The 24,128-nt window shown below is 73.4% G+C and carries 25 protein-coding genes and 1 other RNA gene; 6 read left to right on the forward strand and 20 right to left on the reverse strand.

Going from position 1 to position 24,128, the window contains the following annotated elements; genetic code table 11:
• Positions 1–151: 151 nt before the first annotated feature.
• From Ae331Ps2_RS27065 to Ae331Ps2_RS27095, 8 genes are all read right to left on the reverse strand, one after another.
• Positions 152–1,411, reverse strand: a complete 1,260-nt coding sequence (locus tag Ae331Ps2_RS27065; RefSeq protein ID WP_075305717.1) for a site-specific integrase — start codon at positions 1,409–1,411, stop codon at positions 152–154.
• Between the two features lie 2 nt (positions 1,412–1,413).
• On the reverse strand, positions 1,414–1,614 hold the full coding sequence (locus tag Ae331Ps2_RS27070; protein WP_075305716.1) for an AlpA family transcriptional regulator: 201 nt from the start codon (positions 1,612–1,614) through the stop codon (positions 1,414–1,416).
• The gene (locus Ae331Ps2_RS27075) at positions 1,604–3,301 is read right to left on the reverse strand and encodes a replication initiator (protein ID WP_075305715.1); all 1,698 of its coding nucleotides are present in this window, start codon (positions 3,299–3,301) and stop codon (positions 1,604–1,606) included. Before Ae331Ps2_RS27075 ends, Ae331Ps2_RS27070 begins: the two co-directional genes overlap by 11 nt.
• Positions 3,298–4,929 carry an FtsK/SpoIIIE domain-containing protein gene (locus Ae331Ps2_RS27080; RefSeq protein WP_075305714.1) on the reverse strand — a complete coding sequence of 544 codons (1,632 nt, stop codon included), beginning with the start codon at positions 4,927–4,929 and terminating at the stop codon, positions 3,298–3,300. Before Ae331Ps2_RS27080 ends, Ae331Ps2_RS27075 begins: the two co-directional genes overlap by 4 nt.
• Complete coding sequence (locus Ae331Ps2_RS32240; protein ID WP_170918273.1) at positions 4,926–5,096, reverse strand: hypothetical protein; 171 nt, start codon at positions 5,094–5,096, stop codon at positions 4,926–4,928. Before Ae331Ps2_RS32240 ends, Ae331Ps2_RS27080 begins: the two co-directional genes overlap by 4 nt.
• The gene (locus tag Ae331Ps2_RS27085; protein WP_083696063.1) at positions 5,093–5,437 is read right to left on the reverse strand and encodes a WhiB family transcriptional regulator; all 345 of its coding nucleotides are present in this window, start codon (positions 5,435–5,437) and stop codon (positions 5,093–5,095) included. The genes Ae331Ps2_RS32240 and Ae331Ps2_RS27085 overlap by 4 nt, the downstream gene beginning before the upstream one ends.
• On the reverse strand, positions 5,434–5,895 hold the full coding sequence (locus Ae331Ps2_RS27090; RefSeq protein WP_075329810.1) for a hypothetical protein: 462 nt from the start codon (positions 5,893–5,895) through the stop codon (positions 5,434–5,436). Before Ae331Ps2_RS27090 ends, Ae331Ps2_RS27085 begins: the two co-directional genes overlap by 4 nt.
• Positions 5,896–6,019: 124 nt before the next feature.
• Positions 6,020–6,448 (reverse strand): plasmid replication, integration and excision activator, encoded by a 429-nt coding sequence (locus Ae331Ps2_RS27095; protein WP_075305712.1) that lies wholly within the window; start codon positions 6,446–6,448, stop codon positions 6,020–6,022.
• 105 nt (positions 6,449–6,553) lie between these two features.
• Between Ae331Ps2_RS27095 and Ae331Ps2_RS27100 the strand changes: the two genes are divergently transcribed.
• The gene (locus Ae331Ps2_RS27100) at positions 6,554–7,339 is read left to right on the forward strand and encodes a GntR family transcriptional regulator (RefSeq protein ID WP_075305711.1); all 786 of its coding nucleotides are present in this window, start codon (positions 6,554–6,556) and stop codon (positions 7,337–7,339) included.
• Entirely contained in the window at positions 7,336–7,869 is a 534-nt protein-coding gene (locus Ae331Ps2_RS27105) for a GNAT family N-acetyltransferase (protein WP_075305710.1), read from the forward strand. Before Ae331Ps2_RS27100 ends, Ae331Ps2_RS27105 begins: the two co-directional genes overlap by 4 nt.
• Positions 7,870–8,093: 224 nt before the next feature.
• Here the strand turns inward: Ae331Ps2_RS27105 and Ae331Ps2_RS27110 are convergent, their stop codons facing one another.
• From Ae331Ps2_RS27110 to Ae331Ps2_RS27120, 3 genes are all read right to left on the reverse strand, one after another.
• Positions 8,094–8,339, reverse strand: coding sequence for a hypothetical protein (locus Ae331Ps2_RS27110; RefSeq protein ID WP_075305709.1), 246 nt, complete (start codon positions 8,337–8,339; stop codon positions 8,094–8,096).
• 398 nt (positions 8,340–8,737) lie between these two features.
• Positions 8,738–9,136: RNase P RNA component class A (gene rnpB, locus Ae331Ps2_RS27115), an RNA gene on the reverse strand.
• A gap of 166 nt (positions 9,137–9,302) precedes the next feature.
• A complete protein-coding gene (locus Ae331Ps2_RS27120; protein ID WP_075305708.1) occupies positions 9,303–10,763 on the reverse strand; it encodes a YdiU family protein in 1,461 nt (486 codons plus the stop codon).
• A 77-nt stretch (positions 10,764–10,840) separates the two neighbouring features.
• Between Ae331Ps2_RS27120 and Ae331Ps2_RS27125 the strand changes: the two genes are divergently transcribed.
• Positions 10,841–12,097, forward strand: coding sequence for an SLC13 family permease (locus Ae331Ps2_RS27125; protein WP_170918322.1), 1,257 nt, complete (start codon positions 10,841–10,843; stop codon positions 12,095–12,097).
• Between the two features lie 61 nt (positions 12,098–12,158).
• Here the strand turns inward: Ae331Ps2_RS27125 and Ae331Ps2_RS32245 are convergent, their stop codons facing one another.
• The 5 genes from Ae331Ps2_RS32245 to cobC all read right to left on the reverse strand — a co-directional run bounded on the left by Ae331Ps2_RS32245 (position 12,159) and on the right by cobC (position 16,667).
• Positions 12,159–12,326 (reverse strand): hypothetical protein, encoded by a 168-nt coding sequence (locus Ae331Ps2_RS32245; protein ID WP_020622575.1) that lies wholly within the window; start codon positions 12,324–12,326, stop codon positions 12,159–12,161.
• A 198-nt stretch (positions 12,327–12,524) separates the two neighbouring features.
• Positions 12,525–13,667 (reverse strand): bifunctional RNase H/acid phosphatase, encoded by a 1,143-nt coding sequence (locus tag Ae331Ps2_RS27130; protein WP_198932285.1) that lies wholly within the window; start codon positions 13,665–13,667, stop codon positions 12,525–12,527.
• A 2-nt stretch (positions 13,668–13,669) separates the two neighbouring features.
• Positions 13,670–14,395 carry a zinc ribbon domain-containing protein gene (locus tag Ae331Ps2_RS27135; RefSeq protein WP_020622577.1) on the reverse strand — a complete coding sequence of 242 codons (726 nt, stop codon included), beginning with the start codon at positions 14,393–14,395 and terminating at the stop codon, positions 13,670–13,672.
• Positions 14,392–15,579 carry a Nif3-like dinuclear metal center hexameric protein gene (locus Ae331Ps2_RS27140; protein ID WP_075305706.1) on the reverse strand — a complete coding sequence of 396 codons (1,188 nt, stop codon included), beginning with the start codon at positions 15,577–15,579 and terminating at the stop codon, positions 14,392–14,394. The genes Ae331Ps2_RS27135 and Ae331Ps2_RS27140 overlap by 4 nt, the downstream gene beginning before the upstream one ends.
• On the reverse strand, positions 15,576–16,667 hold the full coding sequence (cobC, locus tag Ae331Ps2_RS27145) for an Rv2231c family pyridoxal phosphate-dependent protein CobC (RefSeq protein ID WP_075305705.1): 1,092 nt from the start codon (positions 16,665–16,667) through the stop codon (positions 15,576–15,578). Before cobC ends, Ae331Ps2_RS27140 begins: the two co-directional genes overlap by 4 nt.
• Before the next feature lie 109 nt (positions 16,668–16,776).
• Here cobC and Ae331Ps2_RS27150 point away from each other — a divergent pair, with 109 nt between their 5' ends.
• Both Ae331Ps2_RS27150 and Ae331Ps2_RS27155 read left to right on the forward strand, forming a co-directional pair.
• Positions 16,777–17,235, forward strand: a complete 459-nt coding sequence (locus Ae331Ps2_RS27150) for a low molecular weight protein-tyrosine-phosphatase (protein WP_020622580.1) — start codon at positions 16,777–16,779, stop codon at positions 17,233–17,235.
• Positions 17,232–18,089 (forward strand): fructosamine kinase family protein, encoded by an 858-nt coding sequence (locus Ae331Ps2_RS27155; RefSeq protein ID WP_075305704.1) that lies wholly within the window; start codon positions 17,232–17,234, stop codon positions 18,087–18,089. The genes Ae331Ps2_RS27150 and Ae331Ps2_RS27155 overlap by 4 nt, the downstream gene beginning before the upstream one ends.
• A gap of 9 nt (positions 18,090–18,098) precedes the next feature.
• Here Ae331Ps2_RS27155 and Ae331Ps2_RS27160 read toward each other — a convergent pair whose 3' ends face one another.
• On the reverse strand, positions 18,099–19,376 hold the full coding sequence (locus tag Ae331Ps2_RS27160; RefSeq protein ID WP_075305703.1) for a cyclopropane-fatty-acyl-phospholipid synthase family protein: 1,278 nt from the start codon (positions 19,374–19,376) through the stop codon (positions 18,099–18,101).
• A 37-nt stretch (positions 19,377–19,413) separates the two neighbouring features.
• Positions 19,414–20,778, reverse strand: coding sequence for an FAD-binding oxidoreductase (locus Ae331Ps2_RS27165; protein WP_075305702.1), 1,365 nt, complete (start codon positions 20,776–20,778; stop codon positions 19,414–19,416).
• 121 nt (positions 20,779–20,899) lie between these two features.
• On the opposite strand from Ae331Ps2_RS27165, the gene Ae331Ps2_RS27170 reads away from it, so the two are divergent.
• Positions 20,900–21,604, forward strand: a complete 705-nt coding sequence (locus Ae331Ps2_RS27170; RefSeq protein WP_020622584.1) for a dienelactone hydrolase family protein — start codon at positions 20,900–20,902, stop codon at positions 21,602–21,604.
• A gap of 6 nt (positions 21,605–21,610) precedes the next feature.
• Here the strand turns inward: Ae331Ps2_RS27170 and Ae331Ps2_RS27175 are convergent, their stop codons facing one another.
• Positions 21,611–22,636 carry an aldo/keto reductase gene (locus tag Ae331Ps2_RS27175; RefSeq protein ID WP_233147504.1) on the reverse strand — a complete coding sequence of 342 codons (1,026 nt, stop codon included), beginning with the start codon at positions 22,634–22,636 and terminating at the stop codon, positions 21,611–21,613.
• Between the two features lie 4 nt (positions 22,637–22,640).
• Positions 22,641–24,122, reverse strand: a complete 1,482-nt coding sequence (locus tag Ae331Ps2_RS27180) for an AbgT family transporter (protein WP_083696382.1) — start codon at positions 24,120–24,122, stop codon at positions 22,641–22,643.
• Positions 24,123–24,128: the final 6 nt, after the last annotated feature.

A 24,128-nucleotide genomic window follows, 5' to 3' on the forward strand; every position in this document is an offset into this window, starting at 1 on the left:
TCCCGGGCCCATCGCCGGGCTGTGGCACGTCGCGGAGAGACGACGAGAGGTCGCGAGAGCATCTCCGCTGCTCAGCGCACGAACCCCGCTCCCCCGGCGCATGTCGGGGAGAACGGGGCGGACGAGTCGGTCTGTAAGCCGGATGCAGATGTCACCGCAGGTCAGAGACCTGTGGATCGCCCTGGGCCGTCCCGGGGCCGTCGGGTCGATCCTCGCGGCCCCCGAACGCGGCGTCGATGGCGCGGCGGGTACGGGCCGAGCTGGACGGCATCAGGTGGGTGTAGGTCCGGAGCGTGAACCCGGGGTCGTGGTGGCCCAGGTACTCGGAGAGCGCCCGGATGTTCTCCCCCGCGTCGAGTAGGACCGAGGCGTAGTAGTGGCGGAGTGCGTGCGTCCCGTCCTGCCGGGTCGGGTTCTGGACACCGGCGGCCTTCCGCGCCGGACTCCACACGGCTTCGTTGAAGTGGTTGCGCCGCAGCGCTCCCCCGCGCTCATCGGTGATCAACAGCAGGACGGTCGTCGGTTCGCCGGACGGAGTGCGCCACGGCAGCGTGACCGGCACTGGTGGGAACCGATCCATGTGCTCGTCGACCAGGTCCAGCACGCTGGTCGGGATCGGGACGTCGCGGGTCTTGTTGCGCTTGGGCGGCGCGAACACGAGTCGGCTGTCGACGAGGCACACTTGCCGAACGACGTGCAGGACGCCGGCCTTCCGGTCGATGTCGGCCGGGGACATGCCGAACGCCTCCCCCTGACGCAGCCCGCACCCGGCGCCGAGCGCGACGAAGATCGCGAGCCGGTCGCGCATCGCCGTCCGGATCGAGTCCACCCGCTGGCGGGACCACGGGATCACCTTCACCGGCGGGCGCTTGGGCCGGACCACCGACCGGGCGTGGCACGGGTTCTCGCGGATGAGCCGATCGTCGACCGCCGCGGTGAGGATCGACGAGACGTGCGCGAAGCATCCGGCCTGGTAGCTCTCGGCGACACCGCGATCCTGCATCCCGCGGATCCAGGTCCGGACGTCGGTCGGACTGATGGCACCCAGCTCGCGCCGCTCGAAGAACGGCAGGATCTGCGCGTTCAGCCGCCACGTCACGCTGTTGTGGGTCGACGCCTCGAACGTCTGCGAGGCGAGCCAGCGGCCCGCGTAGTCGCCGAAGGTGATCCGACCGGCCTTCGGGTCGATGTAACTGCCGTGACTCTTGTCGCTCTCCATACTGACCAGGAACTCGTCGGCGGCGCGCTTCCGACGGTCGGGAAAGCTACGGCTGCGCTCGCGCCCGTCGGGGTCGAGGAACCGGACCCGGTAGCGGTGTCCGCGGCCGAACCGCTCGGTCTTGCGTCGCTCCGTTCGGCCGGTGGCGGGATCTCGCTCGGCGCGCCACCAGCGGTCTTCGACGTGTCCCATGCCTACGCCACCTCCGAGCGGGAAGCGGCGATCCAGGCACGCACCTCGGACGGGTCGTACCGCAGGTGGCGGCCGATCTTGTGCACGGGCGGGCCCTGGCCGAGCCACTTCCACTGGTAGAGGGTCTGGACAGGGACGCCGAGGTAGTGGGACAGCTCAGCAGCCGTCCACAGCGGATGGATCTCCGGCCGCTCACGCTGCATGACGGACCTCCGTGGCGTTATCGGACCCGGTTGCCGAACGGTCGTCGGGTGGTGCGTCGGTGGTGGCCAGGACGGCGGCGTCGTAGTCGGCGCGCCATCGACTCCGTTGGTTGATCGCGTGGATCAGCAGGACTGTGCGGGGTGGCACGTCGCTGTCGCCGGGTTTGGTTGTCTCCCAGGTGAAGGGGCCGTCGTCGACGGCGTAGGCGGGCTTCACCCCGGCCTGGTCGAGGAGTTGCCGAACGAACGCGGTCCGCTCCGCGCGGTGGTCCGAGAGCGACTTGTTGGACCACTTGCGCGAGACCAGGACCCGGCGCCCGGCGATGCCGAGGTGTTCGGGCTTGTGCGCTTTGCCCGTGCAATGCCCTGGTGCCGTTCCGGGGCGGGCGCCCTTGGGCTCGATGCCGTAGAGCAGCCAGATCGGGCAGCGCGGCGAGCACGGGGTGACGGCGAGCTCGGCGGCGAGGCGGCGGGCGTGTTCCCGTTGGCGGGTGGTGGCGGTGTCGTCGAGGCCGGCGGCCTGTCCGACGGATTTGGTGAGGTATTTGGTCAGGTAGCCGATGTGGCGTCCGGCTTCTTCGGTGCCGCCGAGGATGCCTTTGACGTGGACCTGGGGCCCGAACACCACCGTGTGCGCCGGAGCGGTCAGGGTGTCGGGGTCGGTGGCCTCGTCCCAGGTCGGTAGCGGCTTCCGGGTGTCGGGGTCGACGAATGCCTTGTGGTGGTTGTCCCAGCGCGGGAGCCGGTCGCCGGAGTAGAGGATCTCGTCGTGGGCGGGCCACCAGACCTGGTGGTAGGTGGCGGCGGTGATGGCTCGGAGTTCGGTGCGGGGGATGGTGCCGCGGATGGCGGCGTGGAAGTGCGGTGCCCCGCGCTTCTGTGGTTCGACGGTGCCGAAGTACTGCACGTCCCAGCCCACGCAACGGCGGGTGTTCTGCCAGAACCGGTCGAGCAGCTTCGGGAAGTGGATCGCGTCGCGAGCGGCGCGGCGGTAGTCGTAGGTGTCCGGGTCGAGGGCGGCGCCGTGCTTGTCCACCCGCCCATAGGTGTCCAGGGTCAGGGTGAGGAAGGTCGAGGGCCGGTACTTCCCGCCGAACACCCGGCCCAGGGTGCGGTCCTCCACCGGCCGTCGGGGCAGGTTCGGTGCGTCCTGGCGGCGGCGGGTCGTCCGGCGCACGGTCTGTGGGCCGGGGTCGAGCGGGGCCAGGCGGCCGCGGACCCCGAGGGCACGAAGCTCGGCGTCGACCTCGGCGACGATCTCGCGGATCTCCTCGCACTCGGCGTCGTCGCCCTGGGCGCGGGCGTCGGTGTAGGCGGCGTGCAGGTCGGCGCGGACCGCCATGAGGTCTTTCTGCGCTGTGGTGGGGGCGGCGGGCTTGGCGATGGGTTCGTCCTCGAGGTGCCAGCCCTCGCGGCACTGGACCATGCGCAGGCGTCGGGCCTTCTCCGCGCAGGGGCGGCACTGGTCGGCCCGCGTGGAGCTGCACGGCACGGGAACGACCTCGACCCGGCCGCCGCTCTGGTCGATCCGGCGCATGGCGAGGGGGCGGACGCAGACGCCGTGGTCTTCGGCGAGCTGAGTCGCGACGTCGGCCGAGAGGGCAAGTATGGCCTTCTGGGCGCGGGTCATCGACTCCTGATCGATCGGGGCCGCCGTCGGGGTCGGGGCGGTCTGTTCGTCGGTCATGCGGCACCTCCGGTGGGCAGGGCGGGCGTGCCAGGCCGGAACGCCAGCACCGGCGCCGGCCGTCGAGTCGGGTCCGGGGACGGCGCGGTCACGAACCGTTCGAGAGCCTTGATCGCCTCGTCCGGCACCCAGGCGGCGCGCACACGCAGGGGTTCGCGGACGCCTTCGCCGAACAGGTAGCCGACGCCAGGTTCGGACTCGCCGATGCGGTTCGCCCACGCGCCCCGCTCGTAGGCGTTGTCCCCCAGCACCATCCCGACGTGGGACTTGGTGGCCACGCGTAGGCAGATGCGGCGCGGGAACAGCTCCCGCACCGGAACGGTGTCCTTGGTCGGTTCCTGGACGTAGCCGCGGACGGTGAACCCGAGGGCGCGGCCCTGGGTGGTCAGCAGCGCGATCCGCTCGGTGATCGCCTCCCGGGTCTTGCGGTCCCCGACGTAGCGCAGCAGGGCGCCGATCTCGTCGAACTCGACGATCTCCAACGGGGTGTCGCGGGTGATCGGGACGAGGCGGGTGGTTCCGGCGTGGGCGCGCTTGCGGGTCTCCATCTGGTCGACCAGGTCGTCGAGCAGAGCGAGGGCGTCCTTGCTGGTGACGGCGTAGCGGTGGAAGACGTCGCGGCCGTAGGCCAGCTCCATCCCCTTCGGGTCGATCCCGTTCACCCGCACCAGGCCGTCGCGAATGGCCGGGGCGATCGACAGCAGCGGCGTCCACATCAGCGAGCCCTTACCGGCCCCCGTGGCGCCACCGATCAGGGTGTGGCTACCGCGGATCGACTGCCGCCACTCGGTCCCGTACTCCGTGGCTCCGGACAGCACCCGGTCCAGGTCGATCCCGTCCCCGGAGAGCCCGGCCATGGCGTCGAGGTCGAGTGCGGCGACGACGGCGTCGAGGAGGTTGCGGCGCTGGTAGTCGATCGACACCACGTTCGGTGCGAGTTCGCGGACCTGGCAGCGGTTCACCCCACGGGCGACGGCCAGGGCGCGGGCGGCGGTGTCGAAGTCCTCCGGGGTCTGCCCTGGCACGAGGCGGACCTTGACCTCGTCCCAGGAGGGGCCGGAGCGGACCGAGAGGATGCGCGGGAGCTGGTCGCGGCGCGGGCGCTCCCGGGGCGCGGTCGCGGTGCGGCGCAGAGGGTTGACCTGGATGACCGTGGCCCCGCCGCGGTCGGGGACGGTGAGGCCGACCGAGCGCAGCCACCGTGGCATCCGGGGTGCGTAGACGAGCCAGCGCTGCCACCAGGAGCGCAGGTGACGTCCGGCCCAGTGGTCGAACGAGGGCAGCGAGGCGACCCGCCACACCCCGAGCGCGACCGTCACGGCGGTGAGGGTGAGCAGCAGCGACAGCCAGCCCCACCACCAGCACCACACCGACACGACGGTCACGGTCGTGGTGGTGCGCCAGTGCCGGACCGCCCACACCAGCGCGAGGACAATGCCCTTGACGGAGAGGTAGAGGGCGACGAACACGACGGCGGCTGTGGCGAGGGCTTCCAGGACCCGGGCCAGGTAGTGACCGACCCGGTAGAGAACGTAGAGCACCGCGGCCAGGGCGGCGCCGCCAACCATGGTGATCTGCTCCCACGACAGCGGCACGTCCGCGGCCGGGGTGACGGCGGTGGTGATCATCGACGGTTCCCCTTCCGGCGGGTGGTGCGGACGGTGGTGAGCGGGACCAGGGCGAGCTGGTCGAGGTGATCAGCGCAGCGACGGCGCCGCGGGTCGGGGCGCTCGTGCAGCGGGGTCCGGCAGACCTCGCACCACGGCGGGCGCGGCGGCTTCGTCGTGGTGGTCATGCGACGTCGCCTCCGGCGGCCGGGCGGGTGGTGATCGTGAGCCCGGCGCGGTGCAGGGTCCGGCGCTCGGCAGGGGTGGTGCCGCCGACGATCCCGAACCGCCGCGCCGGGTCCTCCGTGGACAGGACGTCGACCAGGCACGCGGCGCGCACGGGGCAGCCCCGGCACACCCGACGCGGCGGCTCCACCGAGACAGCGCGGTCATCGACGGGAAAGAACAGCTCGGTGTCCAACCCCCGGCAGACCGCTTCCTGGCGCCAGCCGGGCCCGGACACGACGGCGGCCGGGTCGGTGATCGGGACCAGCCGCAGCACCGGCCTCCCGGACGACACCGCGCTCATCGGGCCACCGCCGAAACGTCGGGCAGGCCGGGGGCGGCGGGCTCAGTCAGGCCGAGGTCGGCCCAGTTCGACATGGCCCCCGCGACCTCTGAGGTTGGTCGCTGCTCGGAGCGGGCCTGCCAGTCGTCGGCGGCGTCGGACCAGAACCGGGCCTCGCGCTCGGCGACCGAGCCGGCGGCGTAGGCGGCCTGGGCGTGGATGATCGGCATGTCGTGATCGGCGACGATGCTGCGCTCCAGCACCGCCCACCAGCGGCCCCGACGGGTGTGCAGCGCAGCCAGGCGACGGGCCCGGGCCGCGTGCGCGACCGGGTCCAGCGACGGAACCGGGTCGAGGGTGGCCGCGATGGCGACGGCGACCCGGCGGAGGCCGGCCTCCACGAGACGTGCCACCGGCACGACCGCGGCGTTGGTGGGAGTGGTCGAGGTCAGGGCATGACGGGGTAGGGACGAGTGCATCTACGCTCGGTGTCCTTCCGAGTCTTGAGTGCCTGGCAGGGCTACGAGGGGCGAGGGAGATCGGAGGGGAGCCCGCTGGAGACGGGCTTCCCTCCACCTGGTGCGGCGGCGGGTGAGTGGCAGCTCAGGCCGCGTCCTGGTTCTTGCCCGGCGCCGGTCGGTGGCCGTGACCGGCGGGGGCGCGCATCCCGGCGGCGCGGAAGCTGTAGGCCACGCGGGGCCGGCCTCCGGTCTCCTGCACGTACGGGGTGACGGTGAGGCCGTCGAACTCGACCGGGCGGAACGGCAGCCCCGCGGCCGCCTCCGGCGGCACCGGCTGATGCGGGGCCGCGATCTTCACCGTCACCGTCTTGTCCGTCCGGCGGGCCGCGGGGTCGGCGTCGAGGACCGACACCGACCACACCGGCAGCCCGGACTCCTTGTCGGTCTGCTGCACCGGGCGCCCCGGGGAGGACTTGTCGAAGTCGCGCACCGACTCGACCTCCGACACGACGAACGCGCCATGCGGGAACACGTCGCCCATCGCGACGGGGAACTTGTTGGTGATCGCCATGACTGGCCTCCTGGTTATGTGTCGCCTCACTGGCTTGATCCAGTACAGCAGGCTTGAGCCAGTAGGGCAAGTGGCTGGCCCAGGCCAGTTCGCTATCGTGAAGACATGACGTCTTCGGCACGGACGCCGCGGGGCGCCAACAGCGACTACCGAGCCATCGCGCACGAGCTGCGCGAGGCGATCACCTCGGGCGAGTACCAGCCCGGCGACAAGCTCCCCTCAGAGCGCGCGCTCGCCGAGCAGCACGGCGCCGCCCGCAACACCGCCCGCGAGGCCATCGCTGCCCTGCGTCGCGAGGGCCTGGTCAGCGCCCACCACGGCCGCGGGGTGTTCGTCCGCAGCAAGCCGCGGTGGATGCGCTTCGGTCGACGCCGCTACAGCGCCGCGATGCGCTCCACCAACGAGCTCGGCCCGTTCGGTGCCGAGGCCGTCGCCCAGGGCCGGACCCCGCACGTCGACTCCCGCATCACCAGGGTCGAGGCACCCGCGGAAGTCGCCGAGCGGCTCGGGATCGACCCCGGGACCCCGGTCGTGCAGCGCGAGAACTGGTACTTCGCCGACGACGAGCCGTTGCAGATCGGTGTCACCTACGCCGCGTGGAGCCTAGTCGAGGGCAACCCCCTCGGCGACTCAGCCGCCCTTGGCCCGGAGGGCATCTACGGCCAGTTCGCCGCCCTCGGCCACGTGATCACCCACGTCCGTGAGGAGATCTCGGCGAGGATGCCCACCCGCGAGGAGGCCCAGCGCATGACAATCCCCGACGGCGTCCCGGTGATCGAGCTGTGGCACACCGGGATCAACGCCGACCGAGAACCGTTCGAGGTGACCCGCTTCGTGATGCGCGCGGACTACTCCGCTCTCGACTACGACATGCCAGTGGAGGAGCAGTGACCGAGCCGGTGCGCACCGTCCGCGAACGTCAGGACGGCGACCTTCCCGCACTCGCCGGAGTACTGGAGCGGGTCCACGCCCACGACGGATACCCGGTGGAGGGCATCGCCGATCCCCGGGCATGGCTGGAGCACCCGCACGAGATCCGGAGCTGGACCGCCGTCGTCGACGACGTCCCGGTCGGGCAGGTCACGCTCACCGAGGCCCAGCCGGACGACGACGCGGCCCGCGCCTGGATCGAACACACCGGCGACCACGGCATCGACATCGCCGTCATGGCGCGCCTGTTCCTGGACCCCGGGCACCGCGGGACGGGCCTCGCGGGCTTCCTGATCCTCGCCCTACGTCGCCACGCCCAGCTCATCGGCCGTACCGTGGTCTTCGACGTGATGGCCAAGGACACCGCCGCCGTCGGGCTCTACGACCGCTCCGGCGCCGAGCGGATCGCCGAGGTCATCCACGGGTTCGGCGACGGCCTCACCGAACCCGCCCTGGTCTACGTCTTCCCGGCCCCGCGGGTCGCAGGCTGACCGACAGCCCGACCGGACCGAACGACGGCTCACATCCGCGTGCTGCCGAATCCGCCTCTTGAGGATCAAGGCGCCGCCTCCGGCGGCGCGGGGCCGGCCACGCCGGCCCCGTCGCTCGCTCACTACACCTCCGGCCCGTTCGCGGCGCCGTGGCTCGGCTACCCGGCCCCAGGCCAACGGAGGACGACCCGGATCTCAGAGCCGGGCCCGGGGCGCAGCCGACGTCACCGGTCATCGAGCCCGGCGAGCTGAGCGGCAGCGCTCTCCACAGCCCAGGGACGTCCGTCCTCGTCGACCAGACGCAGCGTCGGGGTCGCGTCGTCGAGCACCCCCCGGATCGAGCTGCGCACCTCGTCGACGATCAGCTCGGGCGCCGTGGTCTCGGCCGAGAACAGGCCGCGGGGACCCTCGATGACCGCGATCCAGCGAGTCGGCTCGATCGGGAAGACCTCGACGTCGTACGCGCTCACACGCAGAAGGCTGCCCGGTGGGAACGGGGACGAACACCCCCGGGCTCCGCCCGGACCCGACACCGCTCGGAGATCAGGGGGAGTGCGGCGGGGCTGGTGATCTCCTCACGGCGCGCCGAGACGGCAGCCAGACCGGGGAGCGGGGTGCAAGGCGGGACCTCGTGCCCTGCACCCCGCTCCCCGGCCTGGCAGGGGTGAACCCGCGCCGCGAGGAGATCACCAGCAGGCCGGGCGCGTGGGTAAGAGCCGGGACAGCGCGACAAGCATGATCATGTCCCGGGCCGTCGCTGGGCCGTGGGACGTCGCAGACCGTCGAGAGACGACAAGAGGTAGCGAGAGCGTTTCCCCTGGTCAGCGTGCGAACCCCGCTCCCCCGTCGCATGTCGGGGAGAGCGGGGCGGACGAGTCGGCCTGTAAGCCGGATCCTGTTCCCGGACACCTCACGGTGCTCCGTTCGGCGACCATCCATCTCGGCCTGCCGTCGCCGGCAGGCTCCAGCGGTCCACCCGCAGGCTCGGGCGGGCAGCCCTCGAACGCCTGCGCAGCCGTACATGTACGGCCTCTCGACCTTGCTCCGGGTGGGGTTTACCGAGCCACCCCGGTCACCCGGGGTGCTGGTGGTCTCTTACACCACCGTTTCACCCTTACCCCCGGCCCTGAGGCCGGTGGCGGTCTGTTCTCTGTGGCACTGTCCCGCGGGTTGCCCCGGGTTGCCGTTGACAACCACCCTGCCCTGTGGAGTCCGGACTTTCCTCGGCAGGACCCGGAGGTCCCGCCGCGGCCGCCCGACCGACTCGTCCGCAACGACGAGGATACTCATGTCGCCACGGCGGCCCGCACGGCCTCCGCCGGTTCGGCGCGGCCCGAGTCCTCGGACAGCGGCGCGCCGACTGGTAGCACTGCGCGGCTGGCCGGTCGCGCGCTACCGGGACTGGCTGGTCTCGGTCGCCCGATGCTCGCTGCTCACGTCCCGCAGAACGTCCTGAACGGCGGCGCGTCCGGCCCGGCCGGCAGGGCGTAACGCTCGTAGCCCTCGCGCTCGGTGAACGGGTCCGCGAGGACCTGCAGCAGCCACTGCACCGGTTCCAGGTCCCCCTCGACGGCGGCGCCCAGCGCCTCCTCGACCAGGTGGTTGCGCGGCACGTAGACCGGGTTGACCCGGTCCATCGCGTCGGCGTCCGGGCCGGCGGCCCGCCAGGACTCCAGCCACGGGTCCAGCGCGCCCGGGTCGGACAGCAGGTCGCGGACCGGCCCCGCGTCGCCGCGGGCGGCCTCGGACAGCCGTCGGAAGAACAGGGTGTGGTCGGGCTTCTGGTCCTCGATCACCGCGAACAGGTCGGCGAGCAGCTCCGGGGTCCCGACGCCGATCTTGGCCAGGTAGCCGCGGTCGTGGGCGGCGCGGTAGGCGCCTGCGAAGCCCGCCAGCTCCTCGGTCGCGAGGCGGACCGCCTCCTCCTGGGAGTCGGCGAACAGGCCCAGCAGCGACTCCCCGAAGCGGGCGAGGTTCCACTGCGCGATGCCGGGCTGGTTGCCGTAGGCGTAGCGGCCGCCGGAGTCGATCGAGGAGTACCAGGTCGACGGGTCGTGGGCGTCGAGGAACGCGCACGGGCCGTAGTCGATGGTCTCCCCGGAGATCGTCATGTTGTCGGTGTTCATGACGCCGTGCACGAACCCGATCTGCATCCAGCGCGCGATCAGCTCGGCCTGGGCGGCGATCACCGCGCGGTAGAACTCCAGCGGCGTGGACGCCTGCGGGTGGTGCCGGGCGATGGCGTACTCGGTGAGCCGGCGCAGCAGGTCCACCTCACCGGTCGCGGTGTCGCTGCGCGATCCGCCTGCGCTGCTCGCTGCCGCGAACTGGAACGTCCCCACCCGCAGGTGGCTGGCCGCGGTGCGGGCGAGCACCGCACCCGGCTCCGGGCCGCGGTCGCGCAGCACGGGCTCACCGGTCGCGACGACGGCGAGCGAGCGCGTCGACGGAACCCCGAGCGCGTGCATCGCCTCGGAGATCACGTACTCGCGAAGCATCGGCCCGAGCGGGGCCTTCCCGTCGCCGCCGCGGGCGAACGGGGTCCGCCCCGATCCCTTCAGGTGCAGGTCGCGGCGGGTGCCGCCCGGGGTGACGAGCTCCCCGACGAGCAGTGCCCTGCCGTCGCCGAGCCGGGGCGAGTAGTTGCCGAACTGGTGGCCGGCATAGGCCTGCGCGACGGTTGTCGCCGAGTCGGGCACGGTCGTGCCGGTGAGCAGCGCGACCCCCTCGGGGGTGCGCAGCTGCGCCGGGTCCAGGCCCAGCTCACGGGCCAGGGACTCGTTGAGCAGCACCAGCCGCGCGTCCGGCGTCGGGGCGGCCTGCCAGGGGACGAAGAGCCCCTCCAGGTCGCGGACGAAGGTGTTCTCGAACGCGATCTCGGTGGCTGCGGTCATGGGTTCCAGGCTACGGACCCGAACGGTCGGCCGCCGGGGAGCACCGCGACGTCGCAGCGGGATACCGTCCGGTGGTGATCGACCTCCTGCTGGCGGTCGCCCTGCTGGCCGCGGTCCTGGCCGCCGCGACGCTGCGCCCGTTCGGGCTCCCCGAGGCCGTGGTGGCGGTCCCGGCGGCGCTGGTCGCCGTCGTCGCCGGGCTGGTGACCCCGGCCGGGGCGTGGACCGAGATCGGCGAGCTCGCCCCGACCGTCGGGTTCCTCGCCGCGATCCTGCTGCTCGGGCACCTCGCCGACGCCGAGGGCGTGTTCCGCTGGCTGGGCGCGCGGCTGGCGACGGCGTCGGCCGGGTCCCCGCGACGGCTGCTGGCCGCGGTGTTCGTCGCGGCGGCCGGGACGACGGCGGTGCTGAGCCTGGACGCGACGGTCGTGCTGCTGACCCCGGTGGTGCTCGCGACGGCGGCCCGGCTGGGGGTGGCGTCGCGGCCGCACTCGTTCGCCTGCGCACACCTGTCGAACTCGGCGTCGGGGCTGCTGCCGGTGTCGAACCTGACGAACCTGCTCGCGTTCTCGGCGTCGGGGGTGGGGTTCCTGACCTTCGCCGGTCTGATGGCCGGGCCGTGGGTGGCGGTGATCGCCGTCGAGTACCTGGTGCTGCGGTGGGTGTTCCGGCGGGACCTGGCCGCATCGCCGGTGCCGGTCCCCGCCGACCCCGCGGTGCCCGTGCCGGCGGCGCCGGTCGTCGCGCTGGTGGTGCTCGGGCTGACCCTGGCCGGGTTTGCGGTGGCCTCGCCGCTGGGCGTCGCGCCGGGCTGGGTCGCCGCGGCCGGTGCCGCGGTGCTGGCGGTGCGGGCGCTGGTGCGGCGCGAGACCGGGCCGCTGCGCCTGGTCGCGGCCGCCTCCCCCGGGTTCTGCCTGTTCGTGCTGGCCCTGGGGGTGGTCGTCGCCGGGCTCGGCGCGCAGGGGCTGTCCGGCTGGATCGGTTCACTGCTGCCCGCCACCCCGGACCTGACCGGGCTGCTGGTCACCGCGGCCGTCGCGGCGGTACTGGCGAACCTGGTGAACAACCTGCCCGCGACGCTGGTGCTGCTCTCCGCGCTCGGTCCGGCCGCGCACCCCGGGCTGGTGCTCGCGATGCTGCTGGGCGTCAACATCGGGCCGAACCTGACCTACGCCGGGTCGCTCGCGACGCTGCTGTGGCGGCGCATCGCCACCGGCTACGGCGACCCGCCGCAGCTCGGGACGTTCCTGCGGCTGGGGGCGCTCACCGTCCCGTTGGGCCTGCTCGCCGCGACGACCGCGCTGTGGGCCGCGCTCGCGGTCCTGCCGCAGTAGCCCCGAGCGCACGACGGCCCCGCCCGGAGAGGGCGGGGCCGTCGCGGACGGTGGACAGGGATCAGAACTCGTGGGCCATGTCGTGGCCGAGGTCGGTGTCCGGGTCCATCTCGCGGGCCGGGACGCCCATCGGGCGCGAGCTGCCGCGCCGCTGCTGGGGCAGCCGGGCGATCACCTTCATCTCGTGTGCCAGGTCGTAGCCGTAGTCGTGCTCGTGGATCTGCGACATCGCTGTCCTCACCGTCTCTCTGTTCCCCGCCGCCACCGAGACCGTCGTTCACGCTCCGTAGGTTGACCGCCCCGTACGGTGCACGCGAAGCATCGCTCAGGCGAGGAAAGGGGACAACTGTCCGGAGTCGACACCGCCCGAACGGGTCAGGACGGTATCGATCCAGCAGGTGGTGGCGGGCCCCTGACGGGCCGCTGGCTACCGGAGGCCGTCCAGGTAGGACGTCTCGTTGACCAGACGCACCGAGGCGCCCCCGTCGGGGTAGAAGTCGGCGATGTTGAGACACGCCAGGTCGAGGTGCATGCGGTACAGCACCTCGTCGCCGGCGCCGAGCGCGGTGCGCAGCAGCATCTTGATCGGCGTGACGTGGCTGACCAGGATCACCGTCCGCCCGGCGAACTCCTCCACGATCCGGGCCCGCTCGGCCTCGACCCGCTCCCCCACCGCGCGGAAGCTCTCCCCGCCCGGCGGTTCGACGTCGGCGGAGCCCAGCCAGCGGCCGTGCAGCTCGGGGTCGCGCTCGCGGGCCTCGGTGAAGGTGAGGCCCTCCCAGCCGCCGAAGTCGGTTTCGATCAGCCCCTCGCGGACCTCCAGCTCGGTCCCGGTCGACTCGGCGACGGCCGCGGCGGTCTGGCGGGCCCGGCGCAGCGGCGAGGACAGCACCGCCGCCGGCTCGACGCCCTGGCGCGAGAGCCGCTTCGCGATCGCGAGGGCGGCGGCGGCGGCCTGCTGCTGCCCCAGCTCGGTCAGCTCGGGATCCCCGTGGCCGGAGTAGCGGCGCTCGATCGACAGCTCGGTCTGGCCGTGACGCAGCAGGATCAGCCGCACCGGGGACCCGGTCTGCCCGGTCCAGGCCGCCGCTGCCGCCGAGTCCGTCGACGCGGTCGCCCCGGCGGGTGGCTTCGGCGCGGGCCCTGCCGCGGCGGACGGGTCCAGAGTCGGGCTGGACTCGCCGTCCATCGCGCGGTTGGCGAGCGCGTCGGCGCGGGCGTTGTCCTTGCGCGGGATCCACACGAAGGTCACCGCGTCGAAGCCCGCGGCCAGTTCGCGCGCGGCGTCGGCGAGCTCCTGCAGCGGCGGGTGCTTGATCTTCCAGCGCCCGCTCATCTGCTCGACGACGAGCTTGGAGTCCATCCGGGCCTCGACCTCGGTGGCCCCCAGGTCACGGGCAGCGGTCAGCCCGGCGATCAGGCCGCGGTACTCGGCGACGTTGTTGGTGGTGATCCCGAGGCCGTCGTAGACCTCACCGAGCACCTGGCGCGCTCCGGCGTCGAGCACGACCGCGCCGTAGCCGGCGGGCCCGGGGTTGCCGCGGGAGCCGCCGTCCGCCTCGACGACCAGCTTCACCGGCCACGCACCAGGATCGCTCCGCACTCCTCGCAGTGGACGACCTCGTCGGCGGGCGCCGTGCGGACCTGGCTGAGGAAGGTCCGGTCGAGCTCGAGCCGGCAGGCGCCGCAGCGGGACTCGCGCAGCTGCCCGGCAGCGACCCGGCCGCCGGCGCGGATGCGCTCGTAGTCGGCGAGCAGGTCCGCGGGCAGCGCGGCGACGAGCTCGGTGCGGGCACGGTCGCGCCCGGCGCGGGTGGCGTCGATGTCGCCCTCGGCGGACTCGCGCTTCGCGGTCACCTCGCCGACAGCGGTCTCGGCCTCGGCCAGCTCGCCACGGGCGTGGTCGAGCTCGATGCCGACCGCCTCGCGCTCCTCCATGATCCCGAGCTGCTCGTCCTCCAGGATGCCCTGGCGGCGGGCGAGGGTGTCGAGCTCGTGCTGCAGCTCGGTGGCCTGCTTGGCGGAGATGCCCGAGCCGGCGAGCAGGGTGTGGTCGCGCTCGGTGCGGGCCCGCACGCCGTCGATGTCGCGTTCGAGCCGGGCGATGTCGCGGTCGAGGTCACCGGCACGGGTCTCGGCGCGGACCACGGCGTCGCGTGCCGCCCGGACGCGCTGCTCGGCCTCGTCCAGCTGCGCGAGCTCGGGCAGCGTCGAGCGCCGGTGGGTGAGCCGGCCGATCTCGGCGTCCACCTCGGCCAGCGTCACCAGCTTCGCCTGCGCGGTGGGATCGGCCTTCATGCACTCGCCTCCGGTTGTCCTGCTGTCGTGTCGGATCCGCTGCTCGGGGCGGCGGTGGTCCAGGGGTCGGTACGGGCCTGCGAGACCGCGACCGAGACGCTACCTGCGAGGGCCTCGGCCACGACCCCGGCCGCCTGCCCGCACCACGGCCACTCCGAGGCCCAGTGCGCGACGTCGACCAGCGCGGGTGTCGGGCCGCCGGGGCCGGTCCCGGCGAGCGCGTGCTCGGAGGCGGGGTGGTGGCGCAGGTCGGCGGTGACGAACGCGTCGACGCCGGCCCGGGCCGCGGAGTCCAGGGCCGAGTCCCCGGCGCCACCGCAGACGGCGACCCGGCGGATCGGACGGTCCGGGTCCCCGGCACCGCGCACCCCCCAGGCGGTGGCGGGCAGCGCCGCGGCGACCCGGCGGGTGAACGCGGCGAACGGCTCGGCGTCGTCGAGCTCGCCGATCCGGCCCAGCCCCAGCGACGACGGCAGCGGCGCCATCTCCAGCAGGTCGAAGGCCGGTTCCTCGTAGGGGTGCGCGGCCCGCAGCGCGGCGACGACGTCGCGGCGGCGCGACCGGGGCAGCACCATCTCCAGCCGGGTCTCCGCGACGCGCTCCAGGCGGCCGACCGACCCGATGACCGGGGCGGCGCCGTCGAGGGGCAGGAACTGGCCGGTCCCGGCGGTGGCGAACGAGCAGTGGGAGTAGTTGCCGATCGCGCCGGCCCCGGCGTCGGACAGCGCGGCGTGCACGGCGGCGATCGCCGGGCCGACCGGCACGAAGGTGACGATCTTGTCCAGGGCCGGGCCGGGGACCGGTTCCAGCGGGCCGGACACGGTCAGGCCGAGGGCCGCGGCGAGCGCGTCGGAGACACCGGGGTCGGCGACGTCGGCGTTGGTGTGCGCGGTGAACAGCGCGACCCCGGCCCGGATGAGCCGGTGCAGCATCGCGCCCTTCGGGGTGTCGGTGCCGACACCGTGCACCCCGCGCAGCAGCAGCGGATGGTGGGTGACCAGCAGCTGGGCGCCGGAGGAGATCGCCTCGTCGACGGTCTCCGGGGTGGGGTCGACGGCGACCAGCACCCGGGAGACGGTGTCGTCGGGGTCGCCGCAGACCAGGCCGACCGCGTCCCAGTCCATGGCGAGCCGGGGCGGGTAGACCGCGTCGAGGGCGGCGATCACGTCGCGCAGGGTGCTCATGCCGACACCGCCAGCCGGCGCAGTGCCTCGTCGAGGGAGTCGACGAGGCGGCGGGCCGTCTCCGGCGGGCGGACCGCGACGCGCAGGTGGTCGGGCCCGAGACCGGGGAAGGTGTCGCCGCGGCGCACCGCGATCCCGGCCTCGCGCAGCATCCGCCGTACCTCCTCGCCAGTGCCGTCGGGCAGGTGGAGCAGCAGGTACGGGGCGGGTCCCGCCGACACGGCGACGCCGTCGACGCCCGACAGCGCCGTGGCCATCGAGACGCGGTGCGCGGCCAGCTCGCGGGCCTTCCGGTCCGCCGCGGAGACCGCGTCGGGCTCGCAGCAGGCGATGACCGCCTCCAGGGCGGGTGTGGAGACCGGCCACGGTGGGCGGGGTGCGGCGAGCCGGGCCAGCAGGTCGGGGGCGCCGAGCGCGTAGCCGGCGCGCAGCCCGGCCAGTGCCCAGGTCTTGGTCAGCGAGCGGAACACCAGCAGGCCGGGCACGCCCGCGTCGCCGGCGAGGGTCTCCGGCTCGCCGGGGACGGCGTCGGCGAACGCCTCGTCGACGAGCAGGATCCGTCCCGGGCGGGCGAGCGCGCGCAGCGAGTCGGCCGGGTGCAGCACCCCGGTGGGGTTCGTCGGGTTCCCGACGACGACGAGGTCGGCCTCCGCCGGCACCGCGGCCGGGTCGAGCGCGTGTCCGGTCGCGGCGTCGGTCAGCACCCGCACCACCTCCACCCCGCCGCTGCGCAGCGCGGCCTCCGGCTCGGTGAACCCCGGGTGCACGACGGCGGCGAGCCGGGGGCGCAGCATCGGGAGCAGCGCGAAGCCCTCCGCGCTGCCCGCGAGCACCAGCACCTCGCTCGCGTCGCGGCCGTGGCGCGCCGCGACGGCGGCGCGGGCGCGGGCGTCGTGGTCGGCGCGCGGGTAGCGGCCGAGCCCGTCCAGGGTCGCGGCGAGCCGGTCCCGCAGCCAGCGCGGGGGGCCGTCGCCGATCACGTTGACGGCGAAGTCGACGAGCCCGTCGGCGGCCTCGGCGTCGCCGTGGTGCCGCAGGTCGTGGCCGCCCGCGTGATCCGTCCCGGCCGCATGGTGATCGAACGGCATCGGGCCACCCTACGGCGCGCACCGATGCCCTGTGGACAATGGTCCACGCCACCCCGCCCGAGGCGTCAGGGTCGACGTCGGCACCCCCGCTCCCCGGAGGAACGTCGCAGTGAACGTCGTCTTCGTCTGTACCGGCAACATCTGTCGGTCCCCGATCGCCGAGAAGATCCTCGCCGCCGAGGTCGAGGCCGCCGGGCTGGCCGACCGGGTGCGGGTGACCAGCGCCGGGACCGGTCACTGGCACATCGGGCAGCCGATGGACGACCGCGCCGCCGAGGTGCTCGCCGAGCACGGCTACGACACCACCCACAGCGCCCGCCAGGTCGACTCGGAGATCCTGTCCGCGGACCTGCTGGTGGCGCTGGACATGGGGCACCTGCGGACCCTCGAGCAGTCGGTGCCCGATCCCAAGCGGGTCCGCCTGCTGCGCTCGTTCGACCCGGCGGCGCCCGCGGGCGCCGAGGTGCCCGACCCCTACTACGGCGGCCCGGACGGGTTCGCCGAGGTCCACGCCATGATCGAGGCGGCGATGCCCGGCCTGGTCGAGTACGTCACCCGGAACGCATGACCGACCGCGTCGCCCGGCTGACCGGCCGGTCGGTGCGCGAGGGCCCGGCCGGCCACCCGCCGCGCGCGACCCTGGACGACGGCACCGTCGTCGTGGTGAAGGACTCCTCGGCCGACCCGGGTGCGGCCAGGGCCGAGGCCGCGGGGCTGCGCTGGATCGCGGTGCCGGGCGGGCCACCGGTCCCGCACGTGTTCGGCGCCGACGACGCGCTCCTGGTCACCGGGCTCATCACCCCGGGCCGGGCGACGCCGGCCGCCGCCGAGCGGTTCGGCCGGGAGCTGGCGACGCTGCACGACGCCGGGGCCGACGCGTTCGGTGTCCCGCCGCCGGGCGGACCGGAGCTGGCGTGGATCGGTTGCACGCGGATGACGAACCGTCCCCACGACGGCCCCTGGGGCGACTGGTTCGCCGCCGACCGGGTGCTGCCCTACCTGCGGGCCGCCCGGGACCGCGGCTCCCTCGACCCGGCCGGGGCCGCCGTCGTCGAGGCGGTGTGCGGACGGATCGGCGCCCTGGCCGGTCCGGCGGAGCCGCCGGCCCGGCTGCACGGCGACCTGTGGTCGGGCAACGTGCTCTGGGGTCCCCGCGACGACGGGGACGGGGAAGGCGCCGCGTGGCTGATCGACCCGGCCGCGCACGGCGGGCACCGGGAGTCCGATCTCGCGATGCTGGACCTGTTCGGGCTGCCGCACCTCGACGTCGTCCTCGCCGCCTACGACGAGGCCGCCCCGCTCGCCGACGGGTGGCGCGAGCGGGTCGACCTGCACCAGCTGTTCCCGCTGCTGGTGCACGCGGTGCTGTTCGGGGGCGGATACGGCGCGCAGGCCGTCGCGGCCGCGCGCCGTCTCCGCTGATCCCCGGTCTCAGTACGCCCCGTGCTCCCCGCGCAGCGGGAACCCGGACCGACCGCCGTCTTCGAGCTTGACACCCAGCACCTGGTGGAGCTGGATGTTGTTCAGCTCGAAGCCCAGCCGGCACGCGGCCATGTAGAGCCGCCACACCCGGGCCCGGCCGACGCCGACCTCGGCCACGGCGTCGGTCCAGTTGCGCTCCAGGTTCGTGCCCCAGTCGCGCAGCGTCATGGCGTAGTGCTCGCGCAGGTTCTCCTCGTGCCGGATCTCGAACCCCGCCTCGTTCATCGCGTCCACCAGCACCGCGACCGGCTCCAGCTCCCCGTCGGGGAACACGTAGCGGTGGATGAACGGGTCGGTGTGGCGGTGGTCGGGCCGGTACGGCTGGGTGATGCAGTGGTTCAGCATCCGCCCGCCCGGCCGCAGCTTGGCGTACATCGACGCGAAGTAGGAGTCCAGGTTGGACTTGCCGATGTGCTCGGTGAGGCCGATGGAGGACACCGCGTCGTACACGCCGTCGGGGACGTCGCGGTAGTCGAGGTGCCGGACCTCGGCCAGGTCGGACAGCCCCTCGCGGGCGATCGCCTCCTGCGCCCAGGCTGCCTGCTCCTTCGACAGGGTCACCCCGAGCGCGCGGACGCCGTGCTCGCGGGCGGCGTGGCGGACCATGCCGCCCCAGCCGCAGCCGACGTCGAGCAGACGCATCCCCGGCTTCAGGTCCAGCTTGGTCGCGACCAGCTCGTACTTGGCGGCCTGCGCGGTCTCCAGCGACGCGTCGGCGTCGGGGTAGGCGGCACAGGTGTAGGTCATCGACGGTCCGAGCACGAACTCGTAGAACCGGTTGGACACGTCGTAGTGGTGCGAGATGGCCTGCGAGTCACGCCGCTTGGAGTGCAGCAGCCCCTTGGGGCGGGCCTCCAGGTCGGGCGGCGGCATCCGGTGCTCGCGCCAGTAGGGCAGCAGCCGCCGCGCGAGCCACAGCTGCTCCCGGCGCGGGATCGAGTGCAGCGTCACCTCCGACATCGCGCGCAGCGCGGTGTAGAGGTCCCCGTCGACGTCGATCTCCTCGGTGACGTAGGCCCGGGCCAGCCCGAGCGAGCCGGGTGCGCTCACCAGCCGGGCAAGTGCCCGGGGCGAGTTCACCCGCAACGTGACCGGGGCGTCGTCGGGTCCCGTCCGCGACCCGTCGAACGCCTCCACCCGCAGCTCACGCGTCGAGCCCAGGACGCGGGACAGGATCCCCGCCACCGGCTCGAGCGACGCGGTCCGCTGTTCCAGCACTCCTGTCATCGCCGATCCCCTCCCGTGTCGATCCTCGCGGTGCCCCTCAGCGGCCGGTGACCTTCCGGAACAGGTCGGGTGCCCGACCGTCCGGGTCGTACCGCTGCTTCACCGCGCGGTAGGCCGCACCGTTGTAGTGGGCCCAGAACTCGTCCTCGCCGTAGTGCACGGTCGAGTACAGCGACTTGTGCCCGCCCAGGTCGGCGACACACTCTTCGATCAGCCGGTTGTGTGCCCACCGGTCACCCGGTTTCTCCGGCACCGACGACCAGAACCCGACGTTGACGTAGAGCCGGCCCGGCTCCATCGGGTAGAGCGGCCAGGTCCGTTCGCCCCGCAGCTGCAGCGGGCACAGCCACACCGGCAGCACCGGGATCTCGCGGTGGAAGAACTCCAGGAACTCCGGGAGCCGCTCGACGGGGATCTCGACGTCCTGCACGACCATCTCCTCGGCCGTCCCGCCGAGGGCCTCGCGGACCCGGTTGGACGCGCCGTAGCGCTGGTCGAGGGCGACGAGCCGGCGGTAGACGTCCGACCGGCGCCAGCGGCGCGGCCAGAACCGGCGCACCACTGGGTGCTGCACGCCGAACGCCCGCGAGCACCAGAACCAGTCGGTGTCCCAGCGCCACAGGTAGTCGTGCACGGTGAGGTGGTCGACCGGGCGGCGCTGGAGCGACCGGTAGAACACCTCCTGGCCGGTGTAGTCGGAGATCCGGGCGCCCGGCATCGGTGCGTCGACGAACTCACCGGTGGTCAGGTACTGCTCGTCGGGTCCGAACACGACCCCGTCGAGGAAGTCGATCTCCCCCGCGGCGACGAACCGCTCGATCGCCGCCGACGCGGCGGACGCGGTCGGGTAGCGGTGGTGGGTGAGCTTCACGAAGGGCTTCACCGGGGCCAGCTCGACGACCAGCCGCAGGGCGTAGCCGAGCGTGCCGTAGGAGTTGGGGAACGCCGCGAACAGGTCGGCGTGCTCGCCGTCGGGGGTGACGTGCAGCAGCTCCCCGGCCGGGGTGAGCACGTCCATCTCCAGCACCGACTCGTGCGGCAGCCCGGCGTGGAACGACGTCGACTCGACACCGAGACCGGTGACCGCTCCCCCGAGGGTGATGGTCTTGAGCTGCGGGACGACCAGCGGCATCAACCCGTGGGCGAGGGTGGCGTCCACGATGGTCTCGTAGGTCGCCATCCCCTGGACCTCTGCGGTACAGCGCTCCGGGTCCACACCGAGCACACCGTTCAGCGCGGAGGTGTCGAGTCGGCGCGCGGCGGCCCCGGTGTCGCGGTCACCGAACCGGAACAGGTTCGACGACGGTTTCCCCAGCTGGACGGCGCCGGCTCCGGCGCGCGCCCGGCGCAGGTTCTCCACCGCGGCGTCGTGCGCGGTGCGGGTGGCGGTCCCGGCGAGCATGGCGGTGACGATAGACCCATATCGTTTGCGACGCTCAAGATTAACGGAGGGTCCTCCGTCACAGGGGCGCGACGATCTTCCCGGCGGGCGGCACCGGCACCGTCGTGATGTCATCGCCCGCGTGGCACACACCAACGAGAACCCCGCGCAGAACGTCACCTTCCCCTCCGGCGGCGGCACCGCGCACGGCTACCTGGCCCGCCCCGACTCGGGGTCCGGGCCCGGCCTGATCGTCATCCAGGAGTGGTGGGGCCTCACCGACCACATCGTGGACGTCACGAACCGGTTCGCCGCCGAGGGCTTCGTCGCGCTGGCGCCCGACCTCTACGGCGGACGCACCACCCACGACTCCGACGAGGCCGGCAAGCTCATGGCCGAGCTGCCGGTCCAGCAGGCGGCCACCGACCTGGCCGGAGCCGTGGAGTACCTGCTCGGGCGCGACGACGTGACCTCCTCGGCCGTCGGCGCCGTCGGCTTCTGCATGGGCGGCGGCTTCGTGCTGGTCCTCGCCGCGCAGCAGGGCGACAAGGTCGCGGCCGCGGTGCCGTTCTACGGCGTCCTGAAGGAGGACTACCCGTCGTTCGCGAACCTGACCGCGGCCGTGCAGGGCCACTTCGGGGCCGAGGACACCATGGCGACGCCGGACGCGGTGAGCTCGCTCGCCGACCGCATCGAGTCCGAGTCCGGCACCCGCCCGGAGTTCCTGCAGTACCCGGCCGGGCACGCCTTCTTCAACGACGAGAACCACATGGGGACCTACGACGCCGAGCAGGCGGAGATCGCCTGGACCCGCGCGACGCAGTTCCTGCGCGAGCACGTGAAGTAGGCGCCCTCACCGCCGGGAGAACAGCTCCCGCGCGACGGCGGGCAGCGTGGCGGGTCCGGTGCGCAGCCGGACCCGCTGCGCGGCCGCGGTGAGACCGGCGTACTCGTCCGAGGTCAGCACGATGTCCGCCGCAGCCACGTTGGACTCCAGCTGCGCCACGCTCGACGCACCGGGGATGGCGACGGTGTTCGGGTGGTGCACCACCCACGCCAGCGCGACCTGGGACGGCGTCGCGTCGTGCGCGGACGCGACGTCGCGCAGGGTGTCGGTGAGCGGGGCCAGCGCGGCCAGGTTCTCCGGCAGCCACTCCGGCTTGCTGCGGCGCACCGCGTTGGTGGGCCGGTGGTCGGCGTCGTAGCGGCCGGTGAGCAGTCCCTGGGCGAGCGGGCTGTAGGCCATCACGATGCGTCCGTGCGCAGCGGCGTGCGGGACGAGGGCCCCGGCGGGCAGGCGGCGCAGCAGGCTGAACTCGACCTGGTTGGACAGCACCGGTCCGCCCAGCGCCTCCTCCGCGGCCAGCCAGCGCTCCAGCGAGTACGAGGAGACACCGGCGTCGCGCACCAGGCCGGTCCGCTGCAGCTCGGCCATGCCGCGCATCGCCGACGCGTCGCCGATCAGCGGGTGCGGCTTGTGCACCTGGTAGAGGTCGAGCTCGGTCACCCCGAGCCGGGCGGCGGAGGCGACCGCGCGCCGGCGCAGCACCGGCCCCAGGGGCAGGACCGGGAAGAACTTCGTCGCGATCACGACCTCGTCGCGCCACCCGGGGCCGCCGCAGGCACGCAGCGCGTCGCCCAGGATCCGTTCGCTGCGCAGCGGGCCGTAGAGCTCCGCGGTGTCGAACACGGTGACACCCAGCTCGCGGGCACGGGCGACGATCCGCCCGGCCTCCAGCGTGTCGCCGTAGCCCCACTCGCTCGTGCCGAACTGCCAGGTGCCCAGCCCCATCACCGACCAGCGTCGTGGTCCGGAAGCGAGGCCGTCGAGGTAGCGCACCTGCGCAGTGTCCTCCACGCCGCCGGGGCCCGCCCGCACCCCGCTACCGCACGGGAGCCCCCGGTCCCAGCGGGATCCCCAGTGCCCACCAGGCGAAGAACAGCAGGGTCCAGACGACCGTCATCGCGATCGCGAGCGGGAGCGTGTACGACGCGAGCGTCCCGATGCCCGCGTCCTTGCGGTACCGCTGCAGGAACCCCAGCGCCATGATGAAGTACGGGCTCATCGGGGTGATCGCCGTCGAGCCGGAGTCGGCGATCCGGAACAGCGCCTGGGTGGTCTCGGGCGGCACGTCGACCAGCATCAGCATCGGCACGATCACCGGCGCCGCGATCGACCACATCGCCGTCCCGCTGGTCACCATCACGTTCACCACGGTGAGCACGGCCAGCACCATCAGGAACACGACCGGGATCGGGACGCCGGTGGTGCGCAGCGCGTCCGCGGCGACGACGGCGAGCACGTCCCCGACATGGGTCCAGTCGAAGTAGGCCAGGAACTGGGCGATCGCGAAGAACAGCGCCAGCACCGGGGCCATCTGCCGGATCCCGTCGGCCATCAGCTTCGGGACGTCCGCGGCGGTGGTGATCGTGCCGACCGCGCGCCCGAAGACCGTGCCGAGCAGGCCGAACAGCAGCGCGATGACCGCGCCGATCCCCTCCACCAGCGGGGACTCGACGATCGACCCGTTCTCCCCGCGCAGCGGCGACCACTCCGGGGCCATGACCGCGACGAGCAGCACTGCGAAGGCCAGCAGCACCCAGCCGGCGCGGCGCAGGCCGGACCGTTCGGCCGCCGACAGGCTCAGGCCGGCGACGTCGTCGTCGGGGGCGTCCGGGTCGGGGTCCAGGTCCGGGCGCTCGGCCAGGACCAGCCGGGTCACCGCCGTGATCACCAGCGCGAGCACGACCGAGGAGACGATGTTGAAGAACCAGTTGCCGACCGGGGTCACCACGACCTCCGGGTCCACGATCCGGGCCGCGGCGGTGGTGATGCCGGCGAAGATCGCGTCGTTCGGGGTGGGGACCGGGCTGGCGTCGTAGCCCGAGGCGATGGCGGTGTAGGCGACGACGATCCCGAGGATCGGCGAGCGGCCCACCGCGCGGAACGCGAGCCCGCCCAGCGGCACAAGGATCACGTACGCCGCGGCCGACGCGACGTGCGCGACGGTCCCGGCGAACGCGACCGCGAACACCACCAGCGACGCCGGCACCCGGGCGACCCCGGCCCGCATGGCCGCGGCGAGCAGCCCGCTGCGCTCGGCGACGGCGACGCCCATGATCACCGTGACGATGGTGGCCATCGGTGGGAACTGCGCGAAGTTGTCGATCATCGACGAGACGGCCATGGCGAGGCCGTCGCCGGAGAGCAGGTTCCGCACCGCGACCGGCTCGCCGTCGGGTGCCACCACCGCGACGCCCGCCGCCGCCAGTCCCGCGCTGATCACGGCGAGGATCGCCGACAGCACCCAGAACAGCCAGAACGGGTGCGGCAGCGCGTTCCCGACGCGTTCGACGACGGCCATCGCCCG

The sequence above is a fragment of the Pseudonocardia sp. Ae331_Ps2 genome (assembly GCF_001932405.1).
Lineage (GTDB): Bacteria > Actinomycetota > Actinomycetes > Mycobacteriales > Pseudonocardiaceae > Pseudonocardia.

What these genes read in the sequence shown, in the direction of transcription:
- Ae331Ps2_RS27065 (WP_075305717.1), bottom strand. Translation starts at nt 1,411, where the DNA reads ATGGGACACGTCGAAGACCGCTGGTGGCGCGCCGAGCGAGATCCCGCC.
- Ae331Ps2_RS27070 (WP_075305716.1), bottom strand. Translation starts at nt 1,614, where the DNA reads ATGCAGCGTGAGCGGCCGGAGATCCATCCGCTGTGGACGGCTGCTGAG.
- Ae331Ps2_RS27075 (WP_075305715.1), bottom strand. Translation starts at nt 3,301, where the DNA reads ATGACCGACGAACAGACCGCCCCGACCCCGACGGCGGCCCCGATCGAT.
- Ae331Ps2_RS27080 (WP_075305714.1), bottom strand. Translation starts at nt 4,929, where the DNA reads ATGATCACCACCGCCGTCACCCCGGCCGCGGACGTGCCGCTGTCGTGG.
- Ae331Ps2_RS32240 (WP_170918273.1), bottom strand. Translation starts at nt 5,096, where the DNA reads ATGACCACCACGACGAAGCCGCCGCGCCCGCCGTGGTGCGAGGTCTGC.
- Ae331Ps2_RS27085 (WP_083696063.1), bottom strand. Translation starts at nt 5,437, where the DNA reads ATGAGCGCGGTGTCGTCCGGGAGGCCGGTGCTGCGGCTGGTCCCGATC.
- Ae331Ps2_RS27090 (WP_075329810.1), bottom strand. Translation starts at nt 5,895, where the DNA reads ATGCACTCGTCCCTACCCCGTCATGCCCTGACCTCGACCACTCCCACC.
- Ae331Ps2_RS27095 (WP_075305712.1), bottom strand. Translation starts at nt 6,448, where the DNA reads ATGGCGATCACCAACAAGTTCCCCGTCGCGATGGGCGACGTGTTCCCG.
- Ae331Ps2_RS27100 (WP_075305711.1), top strand. Translation starts at nt 6,554, where the DNA reads ATGACGTCTTCGGCACGGACGCCGCGGGGCGCCAACAGCGACTACCGA.
- Ae331Ps2_RS27120 (WP_075305708.1), bottom strand. Translation starts at nt 10,763, where the DNA reads ATGACCGCAGCCACCGAGATCGCGTTCGAGAACACCTTCGTCCGCGAC.
- Ae331Ps2_RS32245 (WP_020622575.1), bottom strand. Translation starts at nt 12,326, where the DNA reads ATGTCGCAGATCCACGAGCACGACTACGGCTACGACCTGGCACACGAG.
- Ae331Ps2_RS27135 (WP_020622577.1), bottom strand. Translation starts at nt 14,395, where the DNA reads ATGAAGGCCGATCCCACCGCGCAGGCGAAGCTGGTGACGCTGGCCGAG.
- Ae331Ps2_RS27140 (WP_075305706.1), bottom strand. Translation starts at nt 15,579, where the DNA reads ATGAGCACCCTGCGCGACGTGATCGCCGCCCTCGACGCGGTCTACCCG.
- cobC (WP_075305705.1), bottom strand. Translation starts at nt 16,667, where the DNA reads ATGCCGTTCGATCACCATGCGGCCGGGACGGATCACGCGGGCGGCCAC.
- Ae331Ps2_RS27155 (WP_075305704.1), top strand. Translation starts at nt 17,232, where the DNA reads ATGACCGACCGCGTCGCCCGGCTGACCGGCCGGTCGGTGCGCGAGGGC.
- Ae331Ps2_RS27160 (WP_075305703.1), bottom strand. Translation starts at nt 19,376, where the DNA reads ATGACAGGAGTGCTGGAACAGCGGACCGCGTCGCTCGAGCCGGTGGCG.
- Ae331Ps2_RS27165 (WP_075305702.1), bottom strand. Translation starts at nt 20,778, where the DNA reads ATGCTCGCCGGGACCGCCACCCGCACCGCGCACGACGCCGCGGTGGAG.
- Ae331Ps2_RS27180 (WP_083696382.1), bottom strand. Translation starts at nt 24,122, where the DNA reads ATGGCCGTCGTCGAACGCGTCGGGAACGCGCTGCCGCACCCGTTCTGG.